The organism is Lelliottia nimipressuralis (genome assembly GCF_041464075.1).
GTDB lineage: Bacteria > Pseudomonadota > Gammaproteobacteria > Enterobacterales > Enterobacteriaceae > Enterobacter > Enterobacter nimipressuralis.
The window spans coordinates 3217388-3241886 of the sequence record NZ_CP167172.1 but is presented as its reverse complement, the minus strand read 5'-3'; the positions used below and the strand labels follow the sequence as shown (position 1 = coordinate 3241886).

The window sequence follows — 24499 nt, the reverse complement described above, 5'->3', positions numbered from 1 at the left end:
GAAATGAAAAAATTATTTATTGCGGTAGGTTTGATGGTAGTGACGGGTTCTTGTTTTGCAACAGCAGACTGGAAGGATGGTGATTCATCGTCCGTCGATGTCATATTTAGTGCGCCGGATACGATCACATTCACCCATCAAATAAGCAATTCGTTTAGTGTAGATAATAAATTTACCAAGTCTACCATGCTGGGTGCTATCACGGCCGAAAAGGCTACCAATGATGGAATGGGGATCCGTTTCAAATGGGCGACACCCAGCACTGCTGGCAAAACAAAAACTGCATTTAAACAGGAGGACGGCGGAGCCACCTTTGATGTAGAGCTGAAGGATACAGAGGGGCATCCACTCTCCGTTGCTGAAGATGGTGGTGATTGGCTTAAGGTGGATGGCAAAGCGAATGATTCGGTTGTGACTGTACAGATTTACCCGGCTGATGATGTAAAGGTAACGAAACCCGCAGGTACATACACTGCTGATATCCAGGCCGCAGTGTACTCTAACTAACGCTTAAGCCGACGGAGGTGGGAGGGTGGGGGGAAATGATAACACTGTCGCAAACGCTCAGGTACGGCTTGGGAGTCAGCGCGCTTCTGATGTCCTGTCTGGGGAGTGGACACGCCGGGGCCGCCATTTATGCGGCGACGGAAACGCCGTTAACGCTTACGACGACCAGCATAACTGAGCTGAACCTGTTGTGGGTTTCCGAAAGAGAGACCTTCGCTACTGCAACGTTAACGACGCGTCTGAAACTGGGCGAACTAAGGATTGATGTGGAGGTTGGGGGCGCAGCGGTTGCTGGAAATGATGTAGCCGTAAAGCTGGCTGAGGCGAACCAGGATGACGGGCCGGGGCTGGGCCATATGGCCACTGAAGAAGGGCCGACGGGGCAGCGCTTGAACGTGACTCTGGCCGAGGGAAGTGAAGGACATCCACTGACGTGCGATACCATTCTCGGGCTGTGTCCGCTTTCCGGCGAGGCAAATGAAAGGCATACGGTGAGTGTGTGGGCCGACAGCGGTCAGTCAGTCGCGGAGGGGCATTATCAGGCGATAATTGATGTGCTGATTTATACCTGACTGCATGAATAACACATCTGAATACGCAGTTCTGTAAACATAAAAAACAAGCGCAATGTTGAATGACATTATTGTGCGGGGAATTATCCGGTTGTATTTATTTTTTCAGTAAGTGGGTGGTATTTAATTGGTGTGATAAAAGTTAATCCCGTTTTATTAATGGCCGCATTAACGCACGCTTATTTAAAGCGGTGGGCGTAGCAGAATAATACAATCTATTTGCAAAGGTAGGGGTATGAGAAGGTATTTACAGTGCTCTCTGTTGGGTATGGTGGGCCTATTCACCTGTCTGGTCAGTGGCTGCCAGGCTCCAGGGCATTCAGCTCGGTCATCGGGGGGGATAAAAAACACGGCGATGTCGGGGCCTTACGTTCCAACGTCTCAGGTGGAAAACAAAAGTACTGCTGCCGGAATGGCGTCTACCCCGGAGGGCAGTGATGCCATCCTCACCTGCCAGCGCGACCTGGATTCACTTAAACGGGTAAACGAGAAAGCTTGGACGTCCCGTAAAGCTGACTTTGATGCCCTGGTGTCCGGGGTGTCGGTTTATGCCAGCGTTCGGGGAAATGTCAGCGGAAAGACGCGGGATACCCTCGATTCCCTTTATCGTTACAAGACCAATCAAATTTGCGCACAAATTGAGCGTGATGTGTTGGAGGGGCTGATTAGCCGCGGGGAGAACATCCGGTGAAATGGATCCGTTATGCACCGTTAACCGTCATGTTTGCGGTGACCCCTATTCTGGCTGAAACAGGCAACGTAGCCTCTGATAATCAGGCACTGCAGTCGCTGTCCGATATTCTGACCAGCGAAAGTGATGTGCCGGCACTCCTGGGTGTGGTGCCAGGGGCTGCGGACAATACTGCATCAGTGAAAAGCGAGAAGAAGGCCGTTGTTTCAGTGGCCGGACATCAACTGTCCGCGGTAGACAGAAGTCAGCTGATGACGCGGTTGAGGGCACAGCAGCTGCGTACGCAACAGTTGACGGCCACCATTGCCTCATTGAATGCGCGCCTCAAAACCATGGTGTCTGAGACAGCATTGAGCACGCAAAAGCACGCGTTTGAAGAAAGCCAGAAGCAGGTGAAGGCCCTTTCGGCGCAGTTGTCTGCTGCACAAAGGGCATGGCGGCGTATCCGCATCGGTCGAAAGGGTCCAGGAAAATATCCTGACCGGGCATTACCCGTTTGTCTGCCGGACGGATATTCAAGGCTACTACCGTCATATCGTTAAGGCCCGGCTCTGGCAGCAGGTCTGCCGGCATATCAGCGATACGCGACTGACAGGTCTTATCCGGCAATACCTCTGGTACAGCTGCGAAGAGGCGGGAGAGATATTTACCCCTCAGACGGGGATACCCAGAGGCTGTGCGCTGAGCCCTTTGTTTGGCGCATCACTCCTGTACCACGTGGATTGTGGGTTTAATGCGATTGAGGGTATCTGTTATGCGCGATACATGGATGACTTTCTGGTGCTGGCGAAGACACGGTGGCGGCTGCGTCAGTGTGTACGTCAGCTCAATACGTATTTTGAGATGCATGCTTTCCGGTGTCATCCGGACAAAACCTTTATTGGCCGGGTCAGCCGCGGCTTTGACTGGCTGGGTGTGGACTTTAATGAGTACGGGGCCACCGGGATATCAACACGTGCGAGAGAGCACCATCATGAGCGATGTCAGCGGCTTTATGAGCAAGCTTTGCGCCGGGGAATGGATAAAGATACCGCCCGGGCCAGAGTGCAGGACTACCGCAAGAGATGGTTACAGTGGGCAGGGGGCTTATTGAGAAACGCGGGGATATCTCCGGACGACCAGTCTGCCTGTCTTATATTGAAATAAAAAACGACTATCTGGGACCACTAACCACTACGTACGTCCCTGAGGATTCCAAATGCAAACGAAAGCTATCACTATTATGCTAATGCTCACCGCCGGACCTAGTGTCGCCGGAGTCTACTCGGGGGACCAGACGGTCACCGGAACTCTGATCGTCGGTGGTGCGGCTAGTTGCTCCGCGGCTATCGCCGAACAACCGCTCACCAACACAATAACCCGGAGCGCATTGACTAACGTTGGAACCCTGACCGTCACATGTCCCGGGGCCGCGTCCACCCTCGCTGGGCTCATCGCCGACGACGGGGCCGTGGTCGCAGGATTAACGTCTTCGAACGGTAACTCGTCTGCTGCCGGGGGCTACCTACAAATGCTACGGGCCGTCAACTCGACCAAGGATGTGTACTCCTTAGTTATACTACAGATCGATTCCTCCTCTGCCGACGCGAACTACCTCAAGACGGACCCCACCGACCTGTACTCCGGCCTACCACCAAACGTCCTGTCCGTGATCCACAAGAGCGGAGAGACCGGGAGCTACACCATAAACTTCTCTGCATCTTGCAATGGGACTCCTACGTGTCAATTAAACACCGGGTCGTACAGCTATCGGGTCAAAGTCTATGGATACTGGAGCTGACTAATAAGAAGGTAAACACATGCAACTAACAACGGGTATAAAAATTTTACTAGTCGCCCTCAACACGACCGCCATCATAGTGCCTTTCTCATTTGCTGGGGCGTACAGTGGTGGTGGCGACGTCCTCGCGCGATTAACCATCGGCGGGGAAGGTGCCGTGCCTAGCGTAACCGTGGGAGAAAACCTAGGATTGCACCCAGACAGCCGCACCGACACCGTTGCCTTTACTCTCACTACTCTGGATGGCGGCACCCGGCAAGGGGTAAAGATAACCAGGGTATGTCCTCCCGGTGGCTGCGCCGTGACCGCGACATGGTCCCTGAAACTGTCGGCGGCTAACACGCAAACGGACGACGACGGCTACACTTTCGCAGAAACAGGGCCGACTACCTATAAGGCGCTCTTACAGACACCCGGTCCTATCGAACCCGGGGTGTACACGGTAAAGGTTGAAACTGTATGGATCTACTAAAAAAAGTAATCTGTGCCGGTCTAATACTGTCCACTCAAATTCGCGTTCCTCCTTGCCTGGCAGGCCATGGGGCACCCAACACGCAGGATGTGTTCGTGGCTGTGGCTAACGAGGGGGCATGCACCATAAGCACGACGCGGGGCGGATTCACCATTACCGCGCCGTTCCCTGCCCAGGCCGGCGGCTCGGCTGAAATCGGCGTCATTACGGTGGCCTGCACCGTTCCTGGCAAAACCTACGCCGCCATCAGTAGCGGCAACAGCGGACCTTGGGACACCACTGCCACGCTGACAGGCACAAGTGGAGGGAGTGTGCACGCCGAAATCGGAAAGCGTACACAGGCCGGTACGATAACTGCCCCCACTGTCATGCCTTGGGCAGGCCCGGTAACCAAAATGGTCGGCAACGATAAAGGCGAGTACGACCTTCAGCTAACCTACAATGGCACGAACCCCGACAGCTGGACTCTGTACGTGTTAGCCGGACGGTGGGCGGATTAGTCGCAGACCCGCACCTAGCAGCCACCGTGATCGGTGCGTGTCGGGGCTCGACCTGGCGACAATAGTGACGACAGAGGTAGGACCAGATATCCGGCCACGCAATATCCGGAGCATCCTCCGGGTCAACACGACCCAGCAGTACGCTGTAGTGCCCCAGGCTTCTAGCTGGGCTTTTTCTTCGTCGGTGGCCATGTTGTGCTTCACGGGCAGTTCCAGCGGCTTCATCGCTGCGTAGGCTTCCTCAAGCAGCCGCGCTTTACATGACGCCATACCCTGCCGGGTTTCCTCTACCGTTGGCAGCGGTATATCTACCCAGGCGGGTTGCTTACCGTTGCTGCCACGCATCTTGCCTTTCGGCGGTTGGCCGGTGAAAGTGGTGTAATCCGCATCCGTGACGGCCACTAAATGCATATTCGCATGGTGATCGATCGCCAATTCGCACCGTAGTCGATCATGATTTTCACCGGTTTTCAAGGTACTTGTCGCCTGTTGTAATAAAATTACGTCATGCCGCCTCCTTTTCCGGGTTAAGGTAAATCTCCGCAATATAGTCCCAGTTTCGTAGCTGTTTACCCCATCGTTCTGGATGCTGTTGGTGGGCTAGCCTGTAAACAGACTTTCTGGCTGCCAGTATTCTCACATCGAGACCCCGATGGCGTTCATCAGGCGTGACGTATTTGATCCCGCTGTGCCTGTGTTCAACGTTGTACCAGTTTGTGAAACGGTTTACCCATGCCCGTGCGTCATCTATTGTGTGAAAGCCGTTCTCTGGCCACCAAGGACAATATTTGAGTGTGCGAAACAACGATTCAGAATACGGATTATCATTGCTGACCCGGGGTCGAGAGTAAGAACTCAGTACACCAAGGGCATACATTTTTGCCAGCAACGTAAAGCTGCGCATTGGGCTTCCGTTGTCAGAATGAAGCACTAGGTTACTGGATGAACATTTTTCGTTCCACACAGCCCGTTGTAGTAGTTCTGCTGCATGTTCCCCGGTTTCACTGCTGAATACCTCTGCGGCGATAATTGTACGGCTATAAATATCCATGATCAAATAGAGGTAAAAGTGCTGACCTCTGACCCAGGACGGTAAGTAACTGATATCCCAACTCCAGACCTGGTTCGGTGCAACCGCCTTAAGCACGTCAGGACGTTTATACTGGCATTCCCGTGATCTCCTCGTCAGTTGACTGGCTGATTTTAATACGCGATAGACGGTTGATTCAGAAGCAATATAAACGCCTTTATCCGCCAGCATCGGCACGATCACATTTGGAGGCAAAGAGGCAAACTCCGGAGAGTTGCATAGCGCCAAAATTTGCTGCCTTTCTGTTTCCGATAATTTATTTCGGGGGACCCGCTCTGTCGCACCGGGTCTTCTGTCTGCACTGATCACTTCACCATCAATCCAGCGCTGCAGCGTTCGGTTCGAAATCCCGATACACTGACAGGCCTGAATCTTACGGGCGCCGTGAGCGACAGCTTCACGGACAAGAGAAATAATTTTCTGCCGCTCCGGAAGAGGTGTCAGCCTTCCTCGCTGTTGTCCCAGAGGGCATTGAACTTTTCCCGCAGAATCAAAAGCGCGGCAGCTTCTGCCAGGGCTTTATCCTTGCGGGCCAGCTCTTTCTCCAGTTCACGCAACCGGCTTCTGATATTACGTAACTCTTTGTCTGCGCGACGATTTTCCGTTAGCTTCATTTCATGAGCTTTGATCGAAATAATCCGCCACTCTTTAACCTGCTCAACAAAAAGCCCCTGGCGGCGACAATAATCAGCAAGCTCCATTTCTGACAATGAAGCTGTTTCAAGAACAACCGAAAAGCGACGCTCAGGAGTCCATTCATCACCATCCACAAAGGAAATCCTTTCATTTTTTGGCAATAAACCTTGTGCTACCAGTTCAAGTCACCATTTTGCAATAACGGAAGAACTCAGAGCCAGTTTTTGTGCAATGTGTCTTACAGACCAGCTATAGGGCGGCTGGAGCCACGTCACTCCCTTTTCTTTCACATCAATTGGTACAGCATGTGCAGGCATAGTTATTCTCCTTCAAAAAAGTAAGCGACAACTATTCTGACATAGGGGGTTATTAGGCGATCTCTCTGAGTGGTAATACACAATGTGAAAATTCAATGCTAACTTGAGAGTAAAAACCAATGATTATTTGATGAAATAATTAGCGTTTTTATGGTTTCCTTCTTCTATTGTATTTCAGTAGTAAAACAGGGGTGTTGATGTCGGTTTGGTAATATAACTATATAGAAGCGTGCTAATGTAAACTGATTGGAGTATCAATAGAATGCATTAAGAAAGTGTTATTGTAAACCGTTAATATAACGTTATAGCAATGACATTGTAATCACGTAAGATCTCAGTATACCTCTACGTATTGAATGCAACTCAGGACAACACCCATCGTTATGCACACTCTGTGTAACTAAAGTTACTACAGGGTATATCTGTAAATCTATTACCCTGTACACCTTTCCCCTTCCCGGTATTTTATTACTCCAGCCTTGTATCTTATTGAACGACTCACTTAAGGACATTGCTCATGAGTATTCATACACACAGCCATTACCCATTGAATCGAAACTATGTTAAACGTATTCAGGATACCCTCAGTAAATCACTTAATGAATATTCCCGGGTACTGGTATTACGAGTGGATTTACGCTTGCCTGAGTTCGATACTGATTCGTATAACTCAGACTCATCATTAATCACCCGATTCATTGTGTCTCTGAAAGCACAGCTTGAAGCGGATTTATTGAAAAGACAGAATGCAGGTAAACGCATCCATCCCTGTCGGGTTCGTCATATCTGGGCTCGTGAGTTCAGTCGCACAGATAAAAAACATTATCACGTGGTGTTACTCCTCAATCGTGAGGCTTATCCGTATCCGGGGAATTACCGGTCGGTGAACGGTGAGTATTCGCATAACCTGGCGTTGATGATTATGGAAGCCTGGGTACGTACGCTGGGGTTGAATCATCAGCAGTATTATTCTCTGGTGGAGTTTCCGGATAACTGTTATTACCACCTCAGTAAAAACAGCAATGACTATACCACGCAGTACGCAGCGGTTACAGCGCGTATTAATTATCTGGCTAAAGTTTACAGCAAAGACTATTCAGACGGTCAGCGTAGTTTCGGGTGTAGTCAGTACTGATTGGCCCGGTCAGTATTTTTTTACTGTCAGGGGATATGTTATGACAGAGTGCCAGGATAACGATAAATCAGTACATCCCGGTGCTCCTGTCTTCCATTCCCTTAAGACAGAGACACTCGTCATGACAATGCTGAATAATACTACAGGCCTGCTGAACGACAAAATGGTCGATATGGTCTTTATCACGGAGTTCACCGGGCTGAGTGATAAATGGTTTTATAAACTGATTTCACTGGGTGAGTTTCCTAAACCGATTAAACTCGGGCGTAGTTCCCGCTGGTTACAGAGCGAAGTGGAATCCTGGCTGCGCCAGCGCATTGCTGATTCCCGTGGCACCTGAGAGGGAGGGATAACTGAATGGAAAAACGACGCCGTACTCAGGCATGGAAAATCCCGCCACGGTGGACATGCCCCCGCTGCCGGCGACGGTACTGTGGTATTAAACCCTGTCCCGTTTGTTTTCGTCCCTCCGGCACTCCTGCGCAAGCTTAACCTTTCTGTATTCCGGGGCCGGCCACTGCCGTCACCGACCCGCTGACACAAAACTAAACCGCCATTCTCACCCTGCCACGCTGCCCGTACCGGGACGGCTGACGCCTGCGTGTCGTCTGGCGGCAGGGAGCATCACCATGTTTGCAAAATCCTTTATGGCCCTTGACGGTAATGGTCGTCTGACCGGTGCCAGAACCGCACAACAGTACCCGTATGACCGCTATACCTGCCACCTGTGCGACAGTGCACTGCGATATCACCCTGAATACTGGACTGAACGTCCGTGGTTTGAACACCAGGCGGCCATGCTGACAGATAACGGAAGGCAGCACTGCCCGTACGTGAAACCGGAAGCCGGAGAGCTGAGGCTGGCAGAGCGTCTGCAGCGGGTTATCCCGGGTGCCCCGCCCGTGGTGCGCAGGGGAGACTGGCACTGTCAGGGTTGTGACAGCGAGTACCACGGCGAACGCTACTGCCTGACCTGCCATACCGGTGAATACAGCCGTGAGCGCACTGGCGAAGATGACCATTCTGCAGAGGTGACGGCATGCGCATGCTGAAGTGTTACCTGGCAAATGACCGTGAAGGCCACTTCGCGACAGCCGTGGAGGCGATGAGTAAGCCGGGGCAGATATGGAGCTGCGCGTCCTGTGGCTGTCGTCTGATACCGCATGCCGGTATGCACGAAGAGCCGTGGTTTGAGCATGACCAGCAGACCGTATCCCGTCATGTGCTGATGGCCTGCGCCCATCTTGACCCGGAGGTGAAGGCCGAAGCCCGGCACAACAAGCTGCGCAGTATTATCCGCGGGCTGGCGGCACCCGTGATGTCGCTTGCCTGGTACTGCGTATGGTGTGGCGACCATTATCAGGGCGTGAAGTATTGCCCCCCGGTGCCTGACCGGTATCTACAGCATCGAAGAGGCGAACTGGCAGAGGAATTACTGCTGCAACACGCTTCCGGGATAAGTCCTGTTTCCCTCCTTTTGCACCAGAAATTTAGCGTGTAACCTGAATCAACAAACGAGAACCCTCATCGTGAATCATTCTGTTTCTGAAATTACCGGGGCTGACTGCTGCTCCCCGGCCACCATTCGTATGTTTCTACAACAGGCCGTTGACCATTACCCGCGACTGGTGGCGTTCAGCTTTACGCTGACGTTGCCGTACCGCAAGAGCATGACCGATTACCGTGCGCTTATCCTGCGTTTTCATACCGAAGTCTGGCAACAGATTGGCAAATATTCGTGGCAACGCCAGCAGGAGCGGCGGAGTTCACCACCGACGCTGTTACGCTGGATATGGGAGGCGGCCAGTGCACCAGAATGCAAAATGGTGCTGCTGCTCAACCGTGATACGCTGGGGAGAGTCCACGATGAAAGTGCTCAGCAGGGGATTAGCGAGATGCTCATTGATGCATGGATAGCGGTAACTGGCGCAAATCGTAAAGACGTAACGAATATAACGCCAGTCATCCTGAACCGCGTTGCCCGGGGCGTCTTCACAACGCCCTTTAACCAGTTTACCGCGCAGGTTAAGGCAATGACAGTACCCGTCACTCTCGCCCGGACGAGCGTTATTTGCGCCTGAGCGTGCAGTCTGACGATGAGGAAAAATATCACTCTTCGGCGCTGATGTTATCCCCCGGCCTTCAGCCCTTTTCCGCGCTACGTGCTGCCGATATAATCCCCGTCATGAATAAAAAGAATCTCACTGCACTACCTCCCGAAGAATCACTGGCCGACCTGGCGCATTTTGCCTGGTGTGCGCTGGTGGGTTTACGTCTGGCCCAGCAGGACGGTCAGGCGCTGTCGCCGCTGACTGTCCATACCTTCCTGGTGCGCTGGCTCGCTGATGCGCAAAAACAACGCCGCTTTCCCCGGTCTGTGGCGACAGATATTGACAGCCTGCTGCGCCTCGGGCGACAGAAAGGCTCCGCAGCCGGGTTGCTCAAGCGGCTGGAACATCTCTGGCCGTCCTGCACAGAGCCGGTGACGAAACAGTCTGATCTGTTCCGGTTGACGCATGCCATTGAGTATCTGCGGTCACAGGGCTGGGTCAATGCAGTTGTCACCAACGATGAATGGGAGCCTGCGTCCCTGTATGCCGAATATATGGACGTATCCGCGCTGCTGGTGAGAAAATCCGAACTGCAGCGGCATTTTACCGATAAAGGTCAGCAGTCAGCGTCGGTTGACTTTATTGTGGTCGGAGACAGTGGCGTTGTAGGCGATGTGCTTGATGCGCGGGAACTGCGTTATGCGATCCGCGAGCAACACGCCGGGTGGTGTTTGTTATCGTTACGGTCATCGGCAGAAATGTGCCCTGCGGTAACGCCGCCGAAGAGCAGATGATATTACGTTGACCTAAAGGAAAAATGACCGTGGGGCAAATTGATTATCAAATCGAAAATACCCGTTCTCATGCGATGACGAAACATCCCGGCCCATGCAGTAGTGGGCCGACGTACTGGAAGAATACATCCTGTTGAGAGCCGGTGCAGGAGAACATCTGCGTATTGCCAGCTACGTTGATTAGGTGATTCTGCTGCCTTTTCGTTTAACGAACGGCCGCGCAGCCAGAAAAACGTTATCTTTAATGGTGAATGCTATGACTCAGCACGGAGCCTGAAAGCCGACCTGAGTGCGACACCAGCCAGGGGAGATGCATGGCAGTGGCATCAGCGCATATCCGCACGGTTATCTGTCACCATTTCGTCCTCTGGGGCTCCTGCCCGATTGAGAGCAACACGTACGGGCGGCATGGTTCAAAAAAGAGAGGGGCCAGGCTGGAAGACGGCATTCTGCTTCAGCGGATGTCTCCTGTCAGGCCTCATTGCTCAGGGCGCCCGTTTCCCGGGTGGGGCGCAGTACCAGAAAAATACCGGCCAGAAAAGGGAGCACCATCAGTGCAGACAGGGGCGAGATGGCCTGTCCGTTAAGCATGTCGTCGAGGGAAAGAGCAATCAGCGGGAAGATAAAATAGACCATCGAGGCCCGAAACGGTGACACCCTCTTTTGTAGCTGAAAATAGGCCATGATACCCAGAATGCCGGCGACCACCCCCAGATAGATGACAGCGGCCATGGCACGGGGATCGACCTGTACCAGGTGCACGGGGGTCCGTATGAGACCCAAAATCAATAAAATGAACGCAGCCCCCAGGCAGGGAAGCGCATTGCTGGTGAGGACCGATATCCCGCTGCAGTGTTTTTTGCACAACACGTACATAACGGCATGACAGCCCACGGCCAGCAGGATGGCCACCACCCCTGTCCAGCTCTGGATTTCGGCGGTTCCGCTTTCACGGATAATAATCGTGCCCAGCGCCATCATAACGATAACCGTGCCGAAAAGTTGTAAGCGGGAAACGCCCTGCCGGGTCAGCAGCCAGGAGACAGATAATACCGCCACGGGCATCACGGCAAAGAGCAGGGACGCCATGCCGGAGGAGACCGTTTCTTCTGCGTAAATCATCAACGAGAAAGGCAGTGAAAAGTAAAAGAGGGCAAGACCGAACTGAAAAAGCCGTTTTCCTGCCGGGAACAGCAGGGGATGCCCGCCTGCTCTGGCAAGCCCAATCAGTACCGGTGATGCGAGCAAAAAGCGCAGGCCGGTTGCCAGCACTGGCGTAAACGAGGTCAGTGCGATTTTCATCGCCATCCAGGTGGTACCCCAGGTGACAGAAACCGCCAGAAACAATGCTGCAGTGACAAGTGAACCCGAACGTGAAAATCCCTTCATATTTTTTTCTTCCCTTAATGTAGTGATTCATAACCTGAGTGCTGACGGCTCAAAAAAAAGCCCGCAAGGAGTGAGCGGGCAAAACGCGATGTCTGGTACCGCGTAACAGGTGGCTTGGCCGCCTGTATGAGTCATTATGACTCTCGTCACGACTTTTCATCCTGTCAAATCCGGTGGCATGTCCTTTAACAGCAGCGTGCGTAATCACACTATTTTTTAAGACTTCTCCTGTTGTCGGTGTTCATGAATCATATCCACAGTAGATACGGGCTTGAGCCCGACGGCCCGGGCGTGAATAATGCCCGGGTGCGGTATTGCCGCACGTCAATATTTCTGGAGAACCTATAAATGACCAAACAAAGACGTTACCTGACGCAGGGCGAAGTGGAGCAGTTGCTTGAAGCCGCAAAAGCCGGGAGTTCACCGGAGCGGGACTACTGCCTGATACTGATGAGCTTTGTGCACGGGTTTCGGGTGAGCGAGGCGCGCCATCTGACGCTGTCAGATATCGACATGCAGGAGGGCTGCCTGTACATCCACCGTCTCAAGCAGGGGTTCAGTACCACCCATCCGCTGCTCGCCAAAGAGATGAAAGCCCTGAAGGCCTGGCTGAAGGTCCGCAGGACCCTCAGGGGAGCTGATACCGACTGGCTGTTCCTGTCAAAACGGGGCGGACCGCTGAGTCGTCAGCGCATCTACCAGCTCATTCAGAACCTGGGTGAAGCGGCGGGAATTTCGGTATGTTCGCATCCGCACATGCTGCGACATGCGTGCGGATTTGCGTTAGCGGACCGCGGGGTGGACACAAGGCTGATTCAGGACTACCTGGGACACCGCAACATCAGGCATACCGTGCGTTACACGGCCAGTAATGCAGGTAGGTTTGAGGGGGTGTGGAGGTTAAAAAATAAGCAGAAAAAGTTACACTTAGGACCAAACTGTTACTTAATATAGATGAGGCCAAATTTTCCTCAACAAAAAAATTAAGAATTTTCCCATCAAATTATTTCCATGTGTAAAACAACGACATACACCACACCCGTTGCACTCCTGTTATCCTGATATTTCAGCAGGTTAATCACTTTGTCATGTAACCGTAAAAGTTCACTCCTCCCCGATTACTGTCTTCTCTGCATTTTGCTCGATACCGAAAGTCTTTTCTCCTGAACTCAATGTAAATGTTGGCGCGAGTTCCTGCTTGTTCGCTGTTAACTGGTGATTACCACTGACGCACTCGATAAGGAGTCAAAATGGTCCTAAATGTCTCCTTTTCAGTGCGAGATACAGACAGCGACCAGCGATAAAAATGCCCGTCAGGTGCGGGCGCAACTAAACACCAATAAGAGAAGCACGTATGAAAAACAACGTAATAAAACTGGGTCTACTGGCAATGATGGTGATGGGTGGAATGAATGCAGCTCATGCTGGTAACGAACTCACTGTGTCCGGACAGGTTCTGAATGTTACCTGTGATATTTCTGTTCCGCCGACCCTCAATTCGGGGGTGCTGAAAGCCAAACCTGCTGATATCGATACTGCAGGAAAACTGTTCAAATCAGAAAGCGTGAAAGTCACTCTTTCTGGCTGCCAGGGGGCGGCGGAAGCATCTTCTCAGGGGCACATTCGTATCTCTGGCCCCGTATCAGGAATGGGTGACACGTACTTTAACTCGGAAACCACTTCGCCTGTGGCAATCGGTGTTACTGCTGACGCTACCGGTGCAGGTGCTTTGCTTGCGAACCGGAGCACCAGAGATATCGGCAACAAAAATGATGCCCCCGCCACCCTGAACAATACAGAATACGACTACAGCGTCGGCCTGGCATCTGCTAGTGCCACGCCAGCACCAGGTATTGCGAATGCCGTTCTGAAGTTTGAATTTTCCTATAACTAATTCCTGATGTAAGGACGCTTCAGGGTGTGAACTCACCCTGGTGGCAGGGAGGCCACATTCATCAGGGGGATTACAGGCTGAGGTTATATGAAAAAACACATTTTTTTTGCCTTGCTGATGATGCTTGCTGGCACTCAGGTGGCAAGGGCCGGAGTGCAGCTGGGGGCTACGCGGGTCATTTATCCGGAGCAGGAAAAAAGCGTCAGTGTCAGCGTTATGAATGGCAGTGGCGACAAGCCTTACCTGGTGCAGGCCTCAGTGAAGGATATGGATTTAAAAAGAAGCGATGCGTTTGAGGTTCTTCCTCCGTTGTTCAGGCTGGAGACGAAAGGGAACTATGAATTGCGCATTATTAAAACAGCCACGCTGCTCCCGAAAGACAGGGAAAGCTTGAACTGGTTATCTGTACAGGGGATAGCCTCCAGCGACGGTGTGGCAACTGTGCCCGGGAGTGCCTCGCCTTTGACGGCACAGGGTAATGTGTCAATGGGGGTGGGGCTGAATATCAAGCTGATTTACCGTCCTTCAGGGCTGGCAATGGGCTGGCGTGACGGCATGGCCGCCCTGAAAGTCACCCGGACTTCTCGCGGACTTCACTTAACGAACCCTTCACCGTACTACATGAGTTTTGTGTCGGTAGAGGCGGGAACAAAGAAAGTGATGGGAAGTGATGCGCGCAAGCGTGAGTTGATGCTGGCTCCGTTTGCAAGTGAAGACATTGATGTTGACGGAGTCAGTCCGGAGGCAAAAGTCAAATGGCGCGTGCTGAACGACTATGGCGCAGTGGACACCTTTACAGGGACAGCATCATGAAGCGCAGGGTGGCGGGTATCGCCGGAATGGCTACCCTGCTTTTTGCGCAGGCCTGTCTGGCAGAGGACCGGCCGGGCGGCTCGGTGAATCTGGACCTGAGTCTGGTGGTGGAGCAGGAAACCTGTGAAATGTCGCTGATGACGCCGGACACCATGAATTTTGTGCCACTCAGGGCATCGGATTTAAAGGAGGCGGGAGTGATAGCGCGGGTTGCCGCAAAAACCATTTCCCTGAACCTGTCGGGCTGCGAAAACTCAGCCATTAGCGGTCAGACGCCTGCCATCCAGATATCAGGCAATACGCCAGTCTCCGGGGAGGAGACCCTGTTCAGGGATGACAGCTCAACATCGGAAGGCGCCATCGGTTTCAGGGTGCGCTATCAGCCTGATACGGGCGCTCCGGGAGATGCACTGAAAAATCAACAGATGGTGGACCTGGCAGGCAGCGGTCAGGCGGTCAGTAACGGCATGCAGAATTTCCTGGTGGATATGCAGTATGCAGGTGGGGCATATACCTCCGGGAGTATCAGGGCCACTCTTCGCTTCACCTTTATGTATCACTGAGCGGACAAAGGAAGACGGCATGATGCACAAAAAAAAACGGCAGGGGCAGTGTGCGGGACTCTTTGCTGTGCTGCTCTGTGTCGTGGGTAGCCTTAACGCTCTGGCCGCGAGGCCGGATGGTGTCACGCTGAGCCGGACGCGTATTATTCTGGGTGATGACAGACGTGCAGCTCCGCTTGGAATACGGAATTCAGCCACGCATCCCTGGCTGGTTCAGGTGCGGGTACTGACCGCAGACGGGCAGGATGCACCTCTGCTTATTGTGCTGCCGCCATTGCTCCGGCTTGAGGCGGGCTCCTCAGCTCAGGTGCGTATTATGGCAGTGGGGGACCTCAGCGTTTTGCCTTCTGACCGTGAAAGTGTGTGGTATGTCCATGCCCTGATGGTGCCTCCCTCTCTGTCATCTGATGCTGAGGATACGGTGTCCTTTCGGGTAGGGATGGAAAGTATCATCAAGCTGTTCTGGCGACCGTCCGTACTGCGGGAGCCTGATGATAAGGTCTTCCGGCAGGTCCGGTTTTCAGTGCGCGGGGAGAAAATCCGGGCCTGTAACCTGACTGGATATTATCTCTCCCTGGGCTCGCTTGCGTTTAATGGTGTGCGTGTGGATCTCAACCGACAGCCTTCCATGCTGACTCCGTTCGGGTGTGAAGACTTTGCTGGCACGGGAAAGAAAGTGAGCTGGTCGATGATTAATGATTTTGGCGGAAACAGTAACGTATTTGAGGGCGACATTCAGTAACGTGTGGTCGGGAAAATACAGGGTGTCTGCTTTTTCTATGTAAAAAACGAGTGAAATAATAATCGCCATTTACCTTGTCAGGTGCGTTATTTAATGTGCATGAAAAATAAATAACAGAACAGCTTGATTAGACTGCGTGTAAAGACATTTATACGCAGTGTTCAGTCAACGAAATAATAAGCACCAGATATCACTGAATGACAGTGCGGGACCCGCCTGTCCTGGTGGGTGGTGTCTGCTATCGGCTCTGGAGGTCATGATGAATAAGAAACAAGGACGACCGCAGCATCCCGTCGGTGAAGAGCGAGCCGTCCGGTATGTCTGCCTTGTGTTATTTACACTCATTGTTTTTTTGGGGGGGGGAGGACCTGAGCGGGTTTTTTCTGCTCCTGTTGATAATATTTTACAGGGTAATTTTGCGAAGCAGAATACCCACGTAGTCAGTAAGTCAGGGAATGGCGATAAATCAATAAGTGAAAAGTTAAGCTCGTCTGAAAATAAATCCCTCGTGCGCGAAAATAGTGGGGAAATAAATAAAAACAGTCAGGATGTCAGTAAAAGTGGCCTGACATTTTATCCGATGCTGATGAATTATTCGCAGAAAGACAGTAAAGGCGGCATCGTGGTGAATGTGGTCAATCCGTCCGCATCCAGTTATCTGCTGCAGGGAAATATCAATGCGTTCGATCCGGCAACGGGGCGCGCGAGCACAGCACCAGGGGCTGGCAACATACCGCCTTTCGTTATTCTGCCCCCGCTGTCACGGCTTGAAGCCAGCGGACGGACTGCCCTGCGTGTGCGTCAGGTCGGGAGTGGTCTGCCATCCGATCGTGAATCGGCTGCGGTGGTCTCCGTTCTGGCTGTTCCGCCGCAGAACGTCACCGATGAGGGCGAAAAAAGTAAACAGGCAGGAAAGAAGGGCGACGGTTCACAGATACAGATCGCTTTGCGTATGAACATGTTGCTGTTCTGGCGACCGGAGACGGTGCCAGAACCGACGCCTGGTCAGGTGGCGAAAGCTCTGACGTTTCGCGCGCACGGCAACAATCTCGAGGTGAATAATCCCACGCCTTACTTCGTTCACTTTGCTGCGCTGAGTGTGGGGGGGGAGCGTATTCCAGATAGCGTCCGTGCAGCCTGGGTTTCGCCCTTGTCATCACACACATTTTCACTGGCCCGTACTATCAGCGGTCCCCTTACCTGGACGTTAACAGGAGATAAAGATGAACACCAGACGGGTCTCTAACCCGATGTCCGGAGCAGAGCGAGGGCTGATGCTCACGCTCACCCCGCTGTCAGTGGCGGTGCTGTGCGCGCTGGGACTGATATCGGCACCGGCTTTCGCCCGTGAATACTTTGACCCGAGCTTCCTCAGTGGCGCCCAGAAGGACGTTGACCTGTCTGCCTTTGAAAATAAGGGGTATGTAGCGCCCGGGCGATACCTGGTGGATGTCTATGTCAATCAGATGCTGACGGAGACCCGCAACATCACCTTCACTGAAGTGGACGGTGCTGTGGTGCCACAACTGACCGTGGCCGACCTGGCTAACTGGGGGGTGGATACCGAAACGGTACCGGCCCTGAAAGACAAGCCTCAGGATATGCCAGTGACATCTCTGTCGGCGCTCATTCCGCAGGCGACCAGCGAGTTTAATGCCTCATCCCAGCGTCTGAATATCAGCGTCCCCCAGGTGTCGATGAAACAGGGGTTCGATCCGGATATGAATCCCGCTAACTGGGAGCAGGGAATACCGGCCCTGATGTCGAATTACAGCATCAACGGCGGGGAGGGGAAGTATGACAGCAACGGTATCAGCACGCGTACCAGCAACCAGTTTGCCAGCTTTAATAATGGCCTGAATGCCGGTCCCTGGCGTCTTCGCAGTACGCAGTCGTTCACACGTACTGACCAGCGCATGACCGGTCAGGGGCGTTATGGTGATTACCATACCTCGGTGCCGACGCAAAGCAGCTGGCGCACGTCAAACACGTATGTGCAGCGTGACATACAGGCACTGCGCAGCGAGATGACGGCGGGAGAGGGGGCAACGGGTGGCGATATTCTGGATTCGATACCTTTTCGCGGGGTGCAGATAAAGTCTGAGGACAGCATGCTGCCCAACTCGCGCCTCGGTTTTTCTCCGGTCATCACCGGTACGGCGAACAGTAACGCCGTGGTGAGGGTGATGCAGAACGGTTACACCCTGTACCAGGTCAATGTGGCTCCGGGACCGTTTCGCATTAGCGATATGGGACAGATGGGTAACGCCGGTGACCTGCAGGTCGTGGTGACGGAAGCGGACGGGACGCGGCATATATCGACGGTGGCGTATTCGAGCCTTCCGGTGATGCAGCGTCAGGGGGGGGTTGACTACGAACTCACCTTTGGTAAGTACCACGCGGGCAATGTCACCGATGGCAGCCGGGAGCCGAATTTCGGCATGGCGACGGTGGTCTACGGTCTGCCCGGGGATGTCACTTTGTATGGTGGCGCACTGGGGGCGGATAACTACCTGTCTGGTGTGGCCGGGACCGCACTCTCCCTTGGCCTGATGGGGGCGCTGTCACTGGATGCCACCTGGGCCCGGGCACAGCTCCGCGACCCGGATGGCGGCAATGACCATGAAGAGGTCGGTTCGTCATACCGTATACGGTATTCCAAAAGTATGGTCACGACCGGGACCAGCGTGGACCTGGCTGCTTACCGCTATTCCACCCGCAACTACTACAGCTTTGGTGACGCAAACTCACAGGGTTACCGGCTGAATGACTGGTCAGCGCCGTGGTCGATGGACCGTCAGCGCAGCAGCTGGCAGGTGAACCTTAACCAGCAGCTTCCGGCAAACCTTGGCAGCATTTCTGTCGGAGGGACCCGTACCGATTACTGGAGCGGGACCGGGACGAGTAACAACCTGCATGTGGGATACGGTGTCAACGTGAAGGGCGTGTCGCTCAACCTTAATTACGACATTGACCGGATGCAGGACGAGAACAAATCCTGGCCGGAAAACCGCCAGCTGTCACTCAGTATGTCCGTACCTTTCAATATCTTCAGTAACCAGTCGTTGCTCCAGAATGTGTCATCAAACTGGATCATGACCCATGACAATGAAGGTCGCGTGACCCAGCAGGCAGGGGTCAGCGGTTCAGTGCTGGACAACAAGCTCAGCTATGGGCTTAACCAGGGCTGGGGGAATTCAGGAGCGCAGTCCAGTACGTCAGGCACCCTGAACTATCAGGGGAGTCGTCTGAACTCCAACCTGGGCTACAGCCAGAGCAGTGATAACAACAACTTCAACTACGGGGTGTCGGGTGGCGTGCTTATTCATCAGCACGGCATCACGCTGACGCGTTCGATGGGGGACGGTGCGGTGCTGGTGAAGGCGCCGGGTGCCCCGGGCGTGAAAGTGAATGGTATGGACCAGACCGACAGCCGTGGCTATGCGGTACTTCCGCAGGGGTCCAGTTACCGCAAAAACATCGTCAGCCTTGACCCGTCGACCTATCCGGACGGTGTGGATATCACGCAGAACAGCAAGAACGTTTATCCAACCCGGGGCGCGGTGGTGATGGCTGATTTTGAGGTTCGCAGCGGGACCCAGCTTCTGCTGGAACTGATACATAACGGGTCACCGGTCCCGTTTGGTGCGATAGCGAGCCTGGCGAACAGTGCCGACCAGATGGCCACGGGTATCGTGGGTGATGGCGGGCGAGTATACCTGACGGGTATGCCGCCGGCCGGCACGGTGGCCGTGAAATGGGGAAGTGCCCCGGGCCAGCAGTGTCAGGTGGACTATCAGGGCGGGGAAGGCGAGTTAGTGGTCAGGCATAACGTGGTCTGCCGCTGACAATGCTGAGCGCCCGGCAGGAAGCGATGCTGGACAGTGCATTCCTCTGGTGTTGCCGGCAGCGCAGGTCAGCGCCGGCGGATGCGGATATCTGGCACCTTCGTTGGCACTGGGCACGGTTACGGCCTGAACTGGCCGCCTCACTCAGTGCGGGGCGTTACCGGTTACGTCCGATGCTCTTGACGGGTCGGGGCAGGAACAGGCAGGTGATGTGGGGCGCGCAGGATGCACCGGAGTCTGCAGACGCGGCAGTGGCAGTATGTCTGCCGGACAGATATCCGGGGATTTTACGGCCACATCCGGCGCGCGCCGCTGATGCGGCAGATTAAGCGCTATGTGAAGGACGCGCTGCTACTGAACCTGGTGCATCAGTACCTGCATTACAGCGTGGAGGATGGCGGTGAGTTTTACACACCGGTGAAGGGGATTTGCCGGGGGTGTGCGCTGAGCCCACTGCTGGCAGGGTTCTGTCTGTGGGGTATGGATACGTATTTTGAGGCGCAGCGGGATATTCGCTACGTCCGCTACATGGATGACATTGTGATATTTGCACCGACCCGCTGGCGACTCCGGCGGGCGGTGCGTGACCTGAATGTGTTTTTTGCATCAGGTGGATACGGGCAGCATCCGGACAAGACGTTTATCGGTCGTACCGACCGGGGTTTTGACTGGATGGGCATACAATTTACGGGTTCAGGCGCAACAGGAGTGGCTCCACGCGCACTGGCCAACCATCGTGAGCGTTGCCGGCGGCTTTATGAGCAGGCTGTCTGGCGTGGCCGTGTGTGGCTGCGTCAGCGGCTGTCGGCGTATGTGAAGCGATGGACAATCTGGAGGAACAGTTACTTATGCAACTTATCCATCTGCGGGTTATCGCCCTGATTGCAGCAATACGCCGCCCCGGCAACCGGTGCGGCCGGATCCTCCCGGTCCCGGGTGGCGCAATCTCCGGTGCAATATGCCTTACATGTGCATCTTGGCTTTGCACGCCGGGCGAGGCAAGCGCCGCGCCCTACTGTTACGCCACGCTCCCGGCCCAACAGATCCACACTTCACCTGTCCTTCTCGCCCCTAACCGGCAAGTACCGGGGAGCGCGTACCCGACCGTCATGCTAGTGTCGGTCGACAACCACTACGTCCGATGCACTGGCGCGCCACCTAACCAAAAATTCTGGATTGGTGCACGATCCATCATGCCACCAAAAACCTCCAGGTGGCCCACTCGCTGGATCACCCCCACAGATATTCGGTCGACTAGCGACCAAAACAAAGACGGATACAAAGTGGCGATAGGTCAGGCGACGCCCGCACCGATCGACACAAACGACGCGGGGTTCGTGGGGCTTCGGATGAGAACCATTGCCTCCATATCCTGCAGCGGAGCGAGTGGCACGAGTCTGATAGGATCGGAAACCGACTCTCTGGGCGGCGGCCTCGCGTTCCTCGCCTGCCAGGCCGACGCTCAAGGGAACCTCTGGGTGGCTAGGTCCGCTGAAACCGGGGAACTCTACCAGGCTTCGGCTGATGGGGCTGTCGGTTTGCTAGGCCTTGGGACGACCGACGGATACTTTCCGGCGCAAGTAGGATACAGCAATGACACCGAAGGGGCCCCCGCCGAGCCCGGGATCCAAATCGGAGTAATGATCTCCCTTGACCGCGCGTTAATACAATCACGCCTTGACGGAAAAGGCTACACTGCTGTGACCTCCTGCGACGGTACAGCCAACTATAAAAACCCGCTCTTTTCAAGTGTATGCACTTCCGCGCTGGTCGGGCACGGGGGAACCGCCTTTCAGGAACAGCCCGTAGCACCATCAGTGTGCACGGCTTCCATAAATGGCGGCCCCGCCGCACGGCTGGAGTGGCCCGCGCCAGTGGGAGCTGCTGCTTTTCTCGGGGCGGGCGTCGCGCTAGCACCCACGCTAAGCGCGAATATTCAGTTAGACTGCAACGGGCCAGGCTCCAGTGCGCTTAACTCAATAACCGTCAGAGCACTTGGCGCACCTGCCCCTGTCGATGGCTCCGTATTTTCAACGAGCAACCCATCCGTCAATTACAAGCTGGTCCTCGGCAGCAAGTCCATTCCCTTGCCGCCCAACACGAGCACTACGCTCCGGCAAGGGGATGGTGCATCCTTCGTAACAAGTCCTACCGGATATATCGGGGGAGTCACGATCTCCGCAACCCCGATCGCGGCCCAGGCTGACCCCATTCCGGGGAAAGCCGAAACCCGCATTGTTCTCGATGTCTATGCAGGAATATAAAAATTATCTTGTTAACCGCCGGAGGCGGACCCAACAGCATCCAAACAGGTGGAAGAATAAAATTCGACCTGCAACGGGTCGAACCTAGCCTGACCGGCCTAATTGGGTAGTCCACCCTAATTCTCACAAACTTTGAGGTGAGCATGGCACCAAACTATTATAACCCAAAATCCCTCCTTCGCACTGCTGTGGTCGCGACCCTGGTATATGCCATAGCTGGGTGCGCCGACCACCGGGCCACGGGCTCGGATGGCACAACTGCAAACCACGGGAGGCCGGGCACCACCTCGACGCCACGGCCAATGGCTTCGTCCTCAACCTCATCCTCCACGTATACGCCACCAGAGGAGATCGGCGCGGTGCATAGCGGGTCGCCGCACGACACACGATCTGCCACCGGGCCGTTGTCGGTCTGCGTGTACGAGGCAGAGCAGTTGAACAAGCTTGGCACGCCGGCGCAAAAAAATCTGGTAAACATGCTGTACCGCAACATCCGGGCGGCACAGGTTTACTCGCCGATGGCACAGAAACTGTCGCCGGGTACGGCTTCGACTGTGACTCCTCTCTACGAGTACGCGGTGAATGATGCGTGTAACAGCGTCAACCAGGCGCTGCTGTCGGTCCTCAAAAAGCAGGTGCCAGTGAGCGGAGGCGGGCGTGACTGACGGATGGCTGTCCCTGCGCCGCGCCCGGAGTGTGCTGTCAACTGGTCTGGTTGCCCTGGGTCTCGTGATGAGCCCGCCCGGGTACGCGGCCCAGATGGAAGGGCTGGAATTTCTGGAGGGACTGCGCGGGCTGAAAGTGCCGGACTCCCCGGCCCCGGAGTCGCACCAGACACCGGGCCCGGGTAAGGTGCGGTCTGCGAACAGGCGGCATCCGGGGGATACCCGTTCCCACCCTGAAATGCCGAAATCCACTGTGTCCGCTGCGCAGGCTGCAGGGAGTGCGCCGGCGGGGCATGGTGAACGTGCTCCCGGGGCGGGCACCACCCCGCCTGATGCGGATGTCCAGCGGCTGAAGGCGGCACTGGCGGAGGCCGTTGCACAGCGTCGCGAGCAGGAGAAGGCTGCCGCGGCAGGTCAGGCGCAGGCTGACGGACTGGGCCGGCAGGTCAGTGACCTGAAGGTGTCGCTGGAGCGAGCCGTGAAAGAGCGGGATGAAGCCCGGCGTCAGGCCGCGATGCTGGTCGCCCGGGGCGGGCAGGCTGTGAAAGCGGAGGAGAAAGCGCAGGCGGATATTGCCGCACGCGAGGCCGCGGTGAACGCCCTCAACGCGCAGGTCACCGGGCTGCAGGCGGCGCTCGGGCAGGCCGAAAAGGTGCAGGGTGATATCCGGCGCGACATGACGTCGCAGCTGGCGGGTGCCGCAGACCAGCTGAAGGACGTGGTGCAGGCCAGGGATGTTGCGCAGAGCAGCCTGGGAGACGCACAGGCGAAGGAGCAGCAGCTCAGGGCTGAACTGGCCACCCGCGATGCTTCCCTGAAAAAGGCTGAGCTCAGTGTCCGGTCGCTGGCTGATGTGCAGCAGACGCTCGACAGCAAAACCCGGGAGCTGGCCGCCCTGAATGATAAGGCGCTGGCGCTGACCCGTGAGCGGGATGCCCTGAAGGTGGAAGTGGCGAAAAAAACCACCGCTGCCGGCCCTGCAGCCGGGCCGGTTACGGTTGCCCGTCACGCCCCGGACACCGCGGCGGAGAAAGAGGCCTATGTCAGCGGCTGGCAGATTGCGGGCATGGTCCGCCGGGCCCGGGTCGTCCAGACCACACTCGGACTTGCTGCAGACCAGACCAGTTTTATGGCGGGGCTGCAGGATGGCGTCGCCGGTACCCCGGCGCTTCCTGACGGACAGCTTGCCGACCTGGCAGGACAGTATGGTACGGAGCTGGAGTCACGTGAGCGTGCCCGCTTTGCCACCGGCATGGACCGCCTGGAGAAGATGACGGCCTCGAAAGCCCTGGTGAAACGCAATGGCAGTGTCCTCTTCCTGCGCAAAAGAGCCGGAACCGTTGCACCGAAAGCGGGAATGAGTATCCGGGGCTCCCTGAAGGAGAGCCTGCTGGACGGGCGGGTGATTACCGACCGCCGGGACATCACCTTTGACTTTGGGCCGGCCCTGCCGGCCATCGTCCGGGATGCGATCGCCCTCGGCAAGGTCGGCTCCGTGATGGAGGTGGTTTGCTTCGGGGCGGATATCTACCCGCCTGAGGCGATGCCTGCGGACGTCTACCCGTGGTCGCTGATGCAGTACACCATCACCACCACGGGCGTGGTGAGTGAGGGGAATGCGGTCGCCCGCGGACCGGTCCGGGCACCCAAAGGATGACTTTACCGGTGGGTCAGGGCGTGGGGGCCTGCTCCGGCGGGTCCTCACGTCGGCCGGCCGGGAATACCGGGCAGGACCTGCCCGTCAGAACCCTGAGCATCAACACATAAGGATAAAAG

Annotated in this window: 25 protein-coding genes and 1 pseudogene; 23 read left to right on the top strand and 3 right to left on the bottom strand. The window is 55.1% G+C overall.

Features of this window, described 5'->3' with window-relative positions; translation table 11 throughout:
- Window positions 1–3 precede the first annotated feature (3 nt).
- The 7 genes from ACB496_RS15505 to ACB496_RS15475 all read left to right on the top strand — a co-directional run bounded on the left by ACB496_RS15505 (window position 4) and on the right by ACB496_RS15475 (window position 4022).
- Window positions 4–507: a hypothetical protein gene (locus tag ACB496_RS15505; protein WP_371973014.1), complete on the top strand. Its 504-nt coding sequence runs from the start codon at window positions 4–6 to the stop codon at window positions 505–507.
- 35 nt (window positions 508–542) lie between these two features.
- On the top strand, window positions 543–1079 hold the full coding sequence (locus tag ACB496_RS15500; RefSeq protein ID WP_371973013.1) for a hypothetical protein: 537 nt from the start codon (window positions 543–545) through the stop codon (window positions 1077–1079).
- A 385-nt stretch (window positions 1080–1464) separates the two neighbouring features.
- Window positions 1465–1770: a hypothetical protein gene (locus tag ACB496_RS15495; RefSeq protein ID WP_371973012.1), complete on the top strand. Its 306-nt coding sequence runs from the start codon at window positions 1465–1467 to the stop codon at window positions 1768–1770.
- Window positions 1767–2312: a hypothetical protein gene (locus tag ACB496_RS15490; protein WP_371973011.1), complete on the top strand. Its 546-nt coding sequence runs from the start codon at window positions 1767–1769 to the stop codon at window positions 2310–2312. Before ACB496_RS15495 ends, ACB496_RS15490 begins: the two co-directional genes overlap by 4 nt.
- Window positions 2245–2916, top strand: coding sequence for a reverse transcriptase domain-containing protein (locus ACB496_RS15485; protein WP_371975245.1), 672 nt, complete (start codon window positions 2245–2247; stop codon window positions 2914–2916). The genes ACB496_RS15490 and ACB496_RS15485 overlap by 68 nt, the downstream gene beginning before the upstream one ends.
- A 52-nt stretch (window positions 2917–2968) precedes the next feature.
- Complete coding sequence (locus tag ACB496_RS15480; RefSeq protein ID WP_371973010.1) at window positions 2969–3550, top strand: hypothetical protein; 582 nt, start codon at window positions 2969–2971, stop codon at window positions 3548–3550.
- Between the two features lie 19 nt (window positions 3551–3569).
- Window positions 3570–4022, top strand: coding sequence for a hypothetical protein (locus ACB496_RS15475; protein ID WP_371973009.1), 453 nt, complete (start codon window positions 3570–3572; stop codon window positions 4020–4022).
- Window positions 4023–4498: 476 nt separating this feature from the next.
- Here the strand turns inward: ACB496_RS15475 and ACB496_RS15470 are convergent, their stop codons facing one another.
- Window positions 4499–4933, bottom strand: a complete 435-nt coding sequence (locus tag ACB496_RS15470; protein ID WP_371975244.1) for a tail fiber assembly protein — start codon at window positions 4931–4933, stop codon at window positions 4499–4501.
- A gap of 94 nt (window positions 4934–5027) precedes the next feature.
- Window positions 5028–6565 (bottom strand): annotated as a pseudogene (locus ACB496_RS15465) (IS3 family transposase).
- 517 nt (window positions 6566–7082) lie between these two features.
- On the opposite strand from ACB496_RS15465, the gene ACB496_RS15460 reads away from it, so the two are divergent.
- The 6 genes from ACB496_RS15460 to ACB496_RS15435 all read left to right on the top strand — a co-directional run bounded on the left by ACB496_RS15460 (window position 7083) and on the right by ACB496_RS15435 (window position 10545).
- Complete coding sequence (locus tag ACB496_RS15460) at window positions 7083–7700, top strand: inovirus Gp2 family protein (protein ID WP_371973008.1); 618 nt, start codon at window positions 7083–7085, stop codon at window positions 7698–7700.
- Window positions 7701–7821: 121 nt separating this feature from the next.
- A complete protein-coding gene (locus ACB496_RS15455) occupies window positions 7822–8040 on the top strand; it encodes a helix-turn-helix transcriptional regulator (RefSeq protein ID WP_371973007.1) in 219 nt (72 codons plus the stop codon).
- Window positions 8041–8329: 289 nt separating this feature from the next.
- Window positions 8330–8752, top strand: a complete 423-nt coding sequence (locus ACB496_RS15450) for a putative zinc ribbon protein (RefSeq protein WP_371973006.1) — start codon at window positions 8330–8332, stop codon at window positions 8750–8752.
- The gene (locus tag ACB496_RS15445; protein ID WP_371973005.1) at window positions 8740–9201 is read left to right on the top strand and encodes a putative zinc ribbon protein; all 462 of its coding nucleotides are present in this window, start codon (window positions 8740–8742) and stop codon (window positions 9199–9201) included. The genes ACB496_RS15450 and ACB496_RS15445 overlap by 13 nt, the downstream gene beginning before the upstream one ends.
- Window positions 9202–9229: 28 nt before the next feature.
- Window positions 9230–9781: an inovirus-type Gp2 protein gene (locus tag ACB496_RS15440; RefSeq protein ID WP_371973004.1), complete on the top strand. Its 552-nt coding sequence runs from the start codon at window positions 9230–9232 to the stop codon at window positions 9779–9781.
- A 104-nt stretch (window positions 9782–9885) separates the two neighbouring features.
- On the top strand, window positions 9886–10545 hold the full coding sequence (locus tag ACB496_RS15435) for a DUF2913 family protein (protein WP_371973003.1): 660 nt from the start codon (window positions 9886–9888) through the stop codon (window positions 10543–10545).
- Between the two features lie 471 nt (window positions 10546–11016).
- Here the strand turns inward: ACB496_RS15435 and ACB496_RS15430 are convergent, their stop codons facing one another.
- Window positions 11017–11934, bottom strand: a complete 918-nt coding sequence (locus ACB496_RS15430) for a DMT family transporter (RefSeq protein WP_371973002.1) — start codon at window positions 11932–11934, stop codon at window positions 11017–11019.
- A 348-nt stretch (window positions 11935–12282) separates the two neighbouring features.
- Between ACB496_RS15430 and ACB496_RS15425 the strand changes: the two genes are divergently transcribed.
- From ACB496_RS15425 to ACB496_RS15380, 10 genes are all read left to right on the top strand, one after another.
- Window positions 12283–12888, top strand: coding sequence for a tyrosine-type DNA invertase (locus tag ACB496_RS15425; RefSeq protein ID WP_371973001.1), 606 nt, complete (start codon window positions 12283–12285; stop codon window positions 12886–12888).
- Window positions 12889–13288: 400 nt separating this feature from the next.
- On the top strand, window positions 13289–13828 hold the full coding sequence (locus tag ACB496_RS15420; protein ID WP_371973000.1) for a fimbrial protein: 540 nt from the start codon (window positions 13289–13291) through the stop codon (window positions 13826–13828).
- Between the two features lie 87 nt (window positions 13829–13915).
- Window positions 13916–14641, top strand: a complete 726-nt coding sequence (locus ACB496_RS15415; protein WP_371972999.1) for a molecular chaperone — start codon at window positions 13916–13918, stop codon at window positions 14639–14641.
- Window positions 14638–15204: a fimbrial protein gene (locus ACB496_RS15410; RefSeq protein WP_371972998.1), complete on the top strand. Its 567-nt coding sequence runs from the start codon at window positions 14638–14640 to the stop codon at window positions 15202–15204. The genes ACB496_RS15415 and ACB496_RS15410 overlap by 4 nt, the downstream gene beginning before the upstream one ends.
- 19 nt (window positions 15205–15223) lie before the next feature.
- Window positions 15224–15946, top strand: a complete 723-nt coding sequence (locus ACB496_RS15405) for a molecular chaperone (protein WP_371972997.1) — start codon at window positions 15224–15226, stop codon at window positions 15944–15946.
- A 256-nt stretch (window positions 15947–16202) separates the two neighbouring features.
- Entirely contained in the window at window positions 16203–17192 is a 990-nt protein-coding gene (locus ACB496_RS15400; RefSeq protein WP_371972996.1) for a molecular chaperone, read from the top strand.
- Window positions 17170–19794, top strand: a complete 2625-nt coding sequence (locus ACB496_RS15395; protein WP_371972995.1) for a fimbria/pilus outer membrane usher protein — start codon at window positions 17170–17172, stop codon at window positions 19792–19794. The genes ACB496_RS15400 and ACB496_RS15395 overlap by 23 nt, the downstream gene beginning before the upstream one ends.
- Window positions 19795–20019: 225 nt before the next feature.
- Window positions 20020–20676, top strand: a complete 657-nt coding sequence (locus ACB496_RS15390; protein WP_371972994.1) for a reverse transcriptase domain-containing protein — start codon at window positions 20020–20022, stop codon at window positions 20674–20676.
- A 1816-nt stretch (window positions 20677–22492) separates the two neighbouring features.
- Window positions 22493–22723, top strand: coding sequence for a hypothetical protein (locus tag ACB496_RS15385; protein ID WP_371972993.1), 231 nt, complete (start codon window positions 22493–22495; stop codon window positions 22721–22723).
- Window positions 22716–24380 carry a hypothetical protein gene (locus tag ACB496_RS15380; protein WP_371972992.1) on the top strand — a complete coding sequence of 555 codons (1665 nt, stop codon included), beginning with the start codon at window positions 22716–22718 and terminating at the stop codon, window positions 24378–24380. Before ACB496_RS15385 ends, ACB496_RS15380 begins: the two co-directional genes overlap by 8 nt.
- The last annotated feature ends 119 nt before the right edge of the window (window positions 24381–24499 follow it).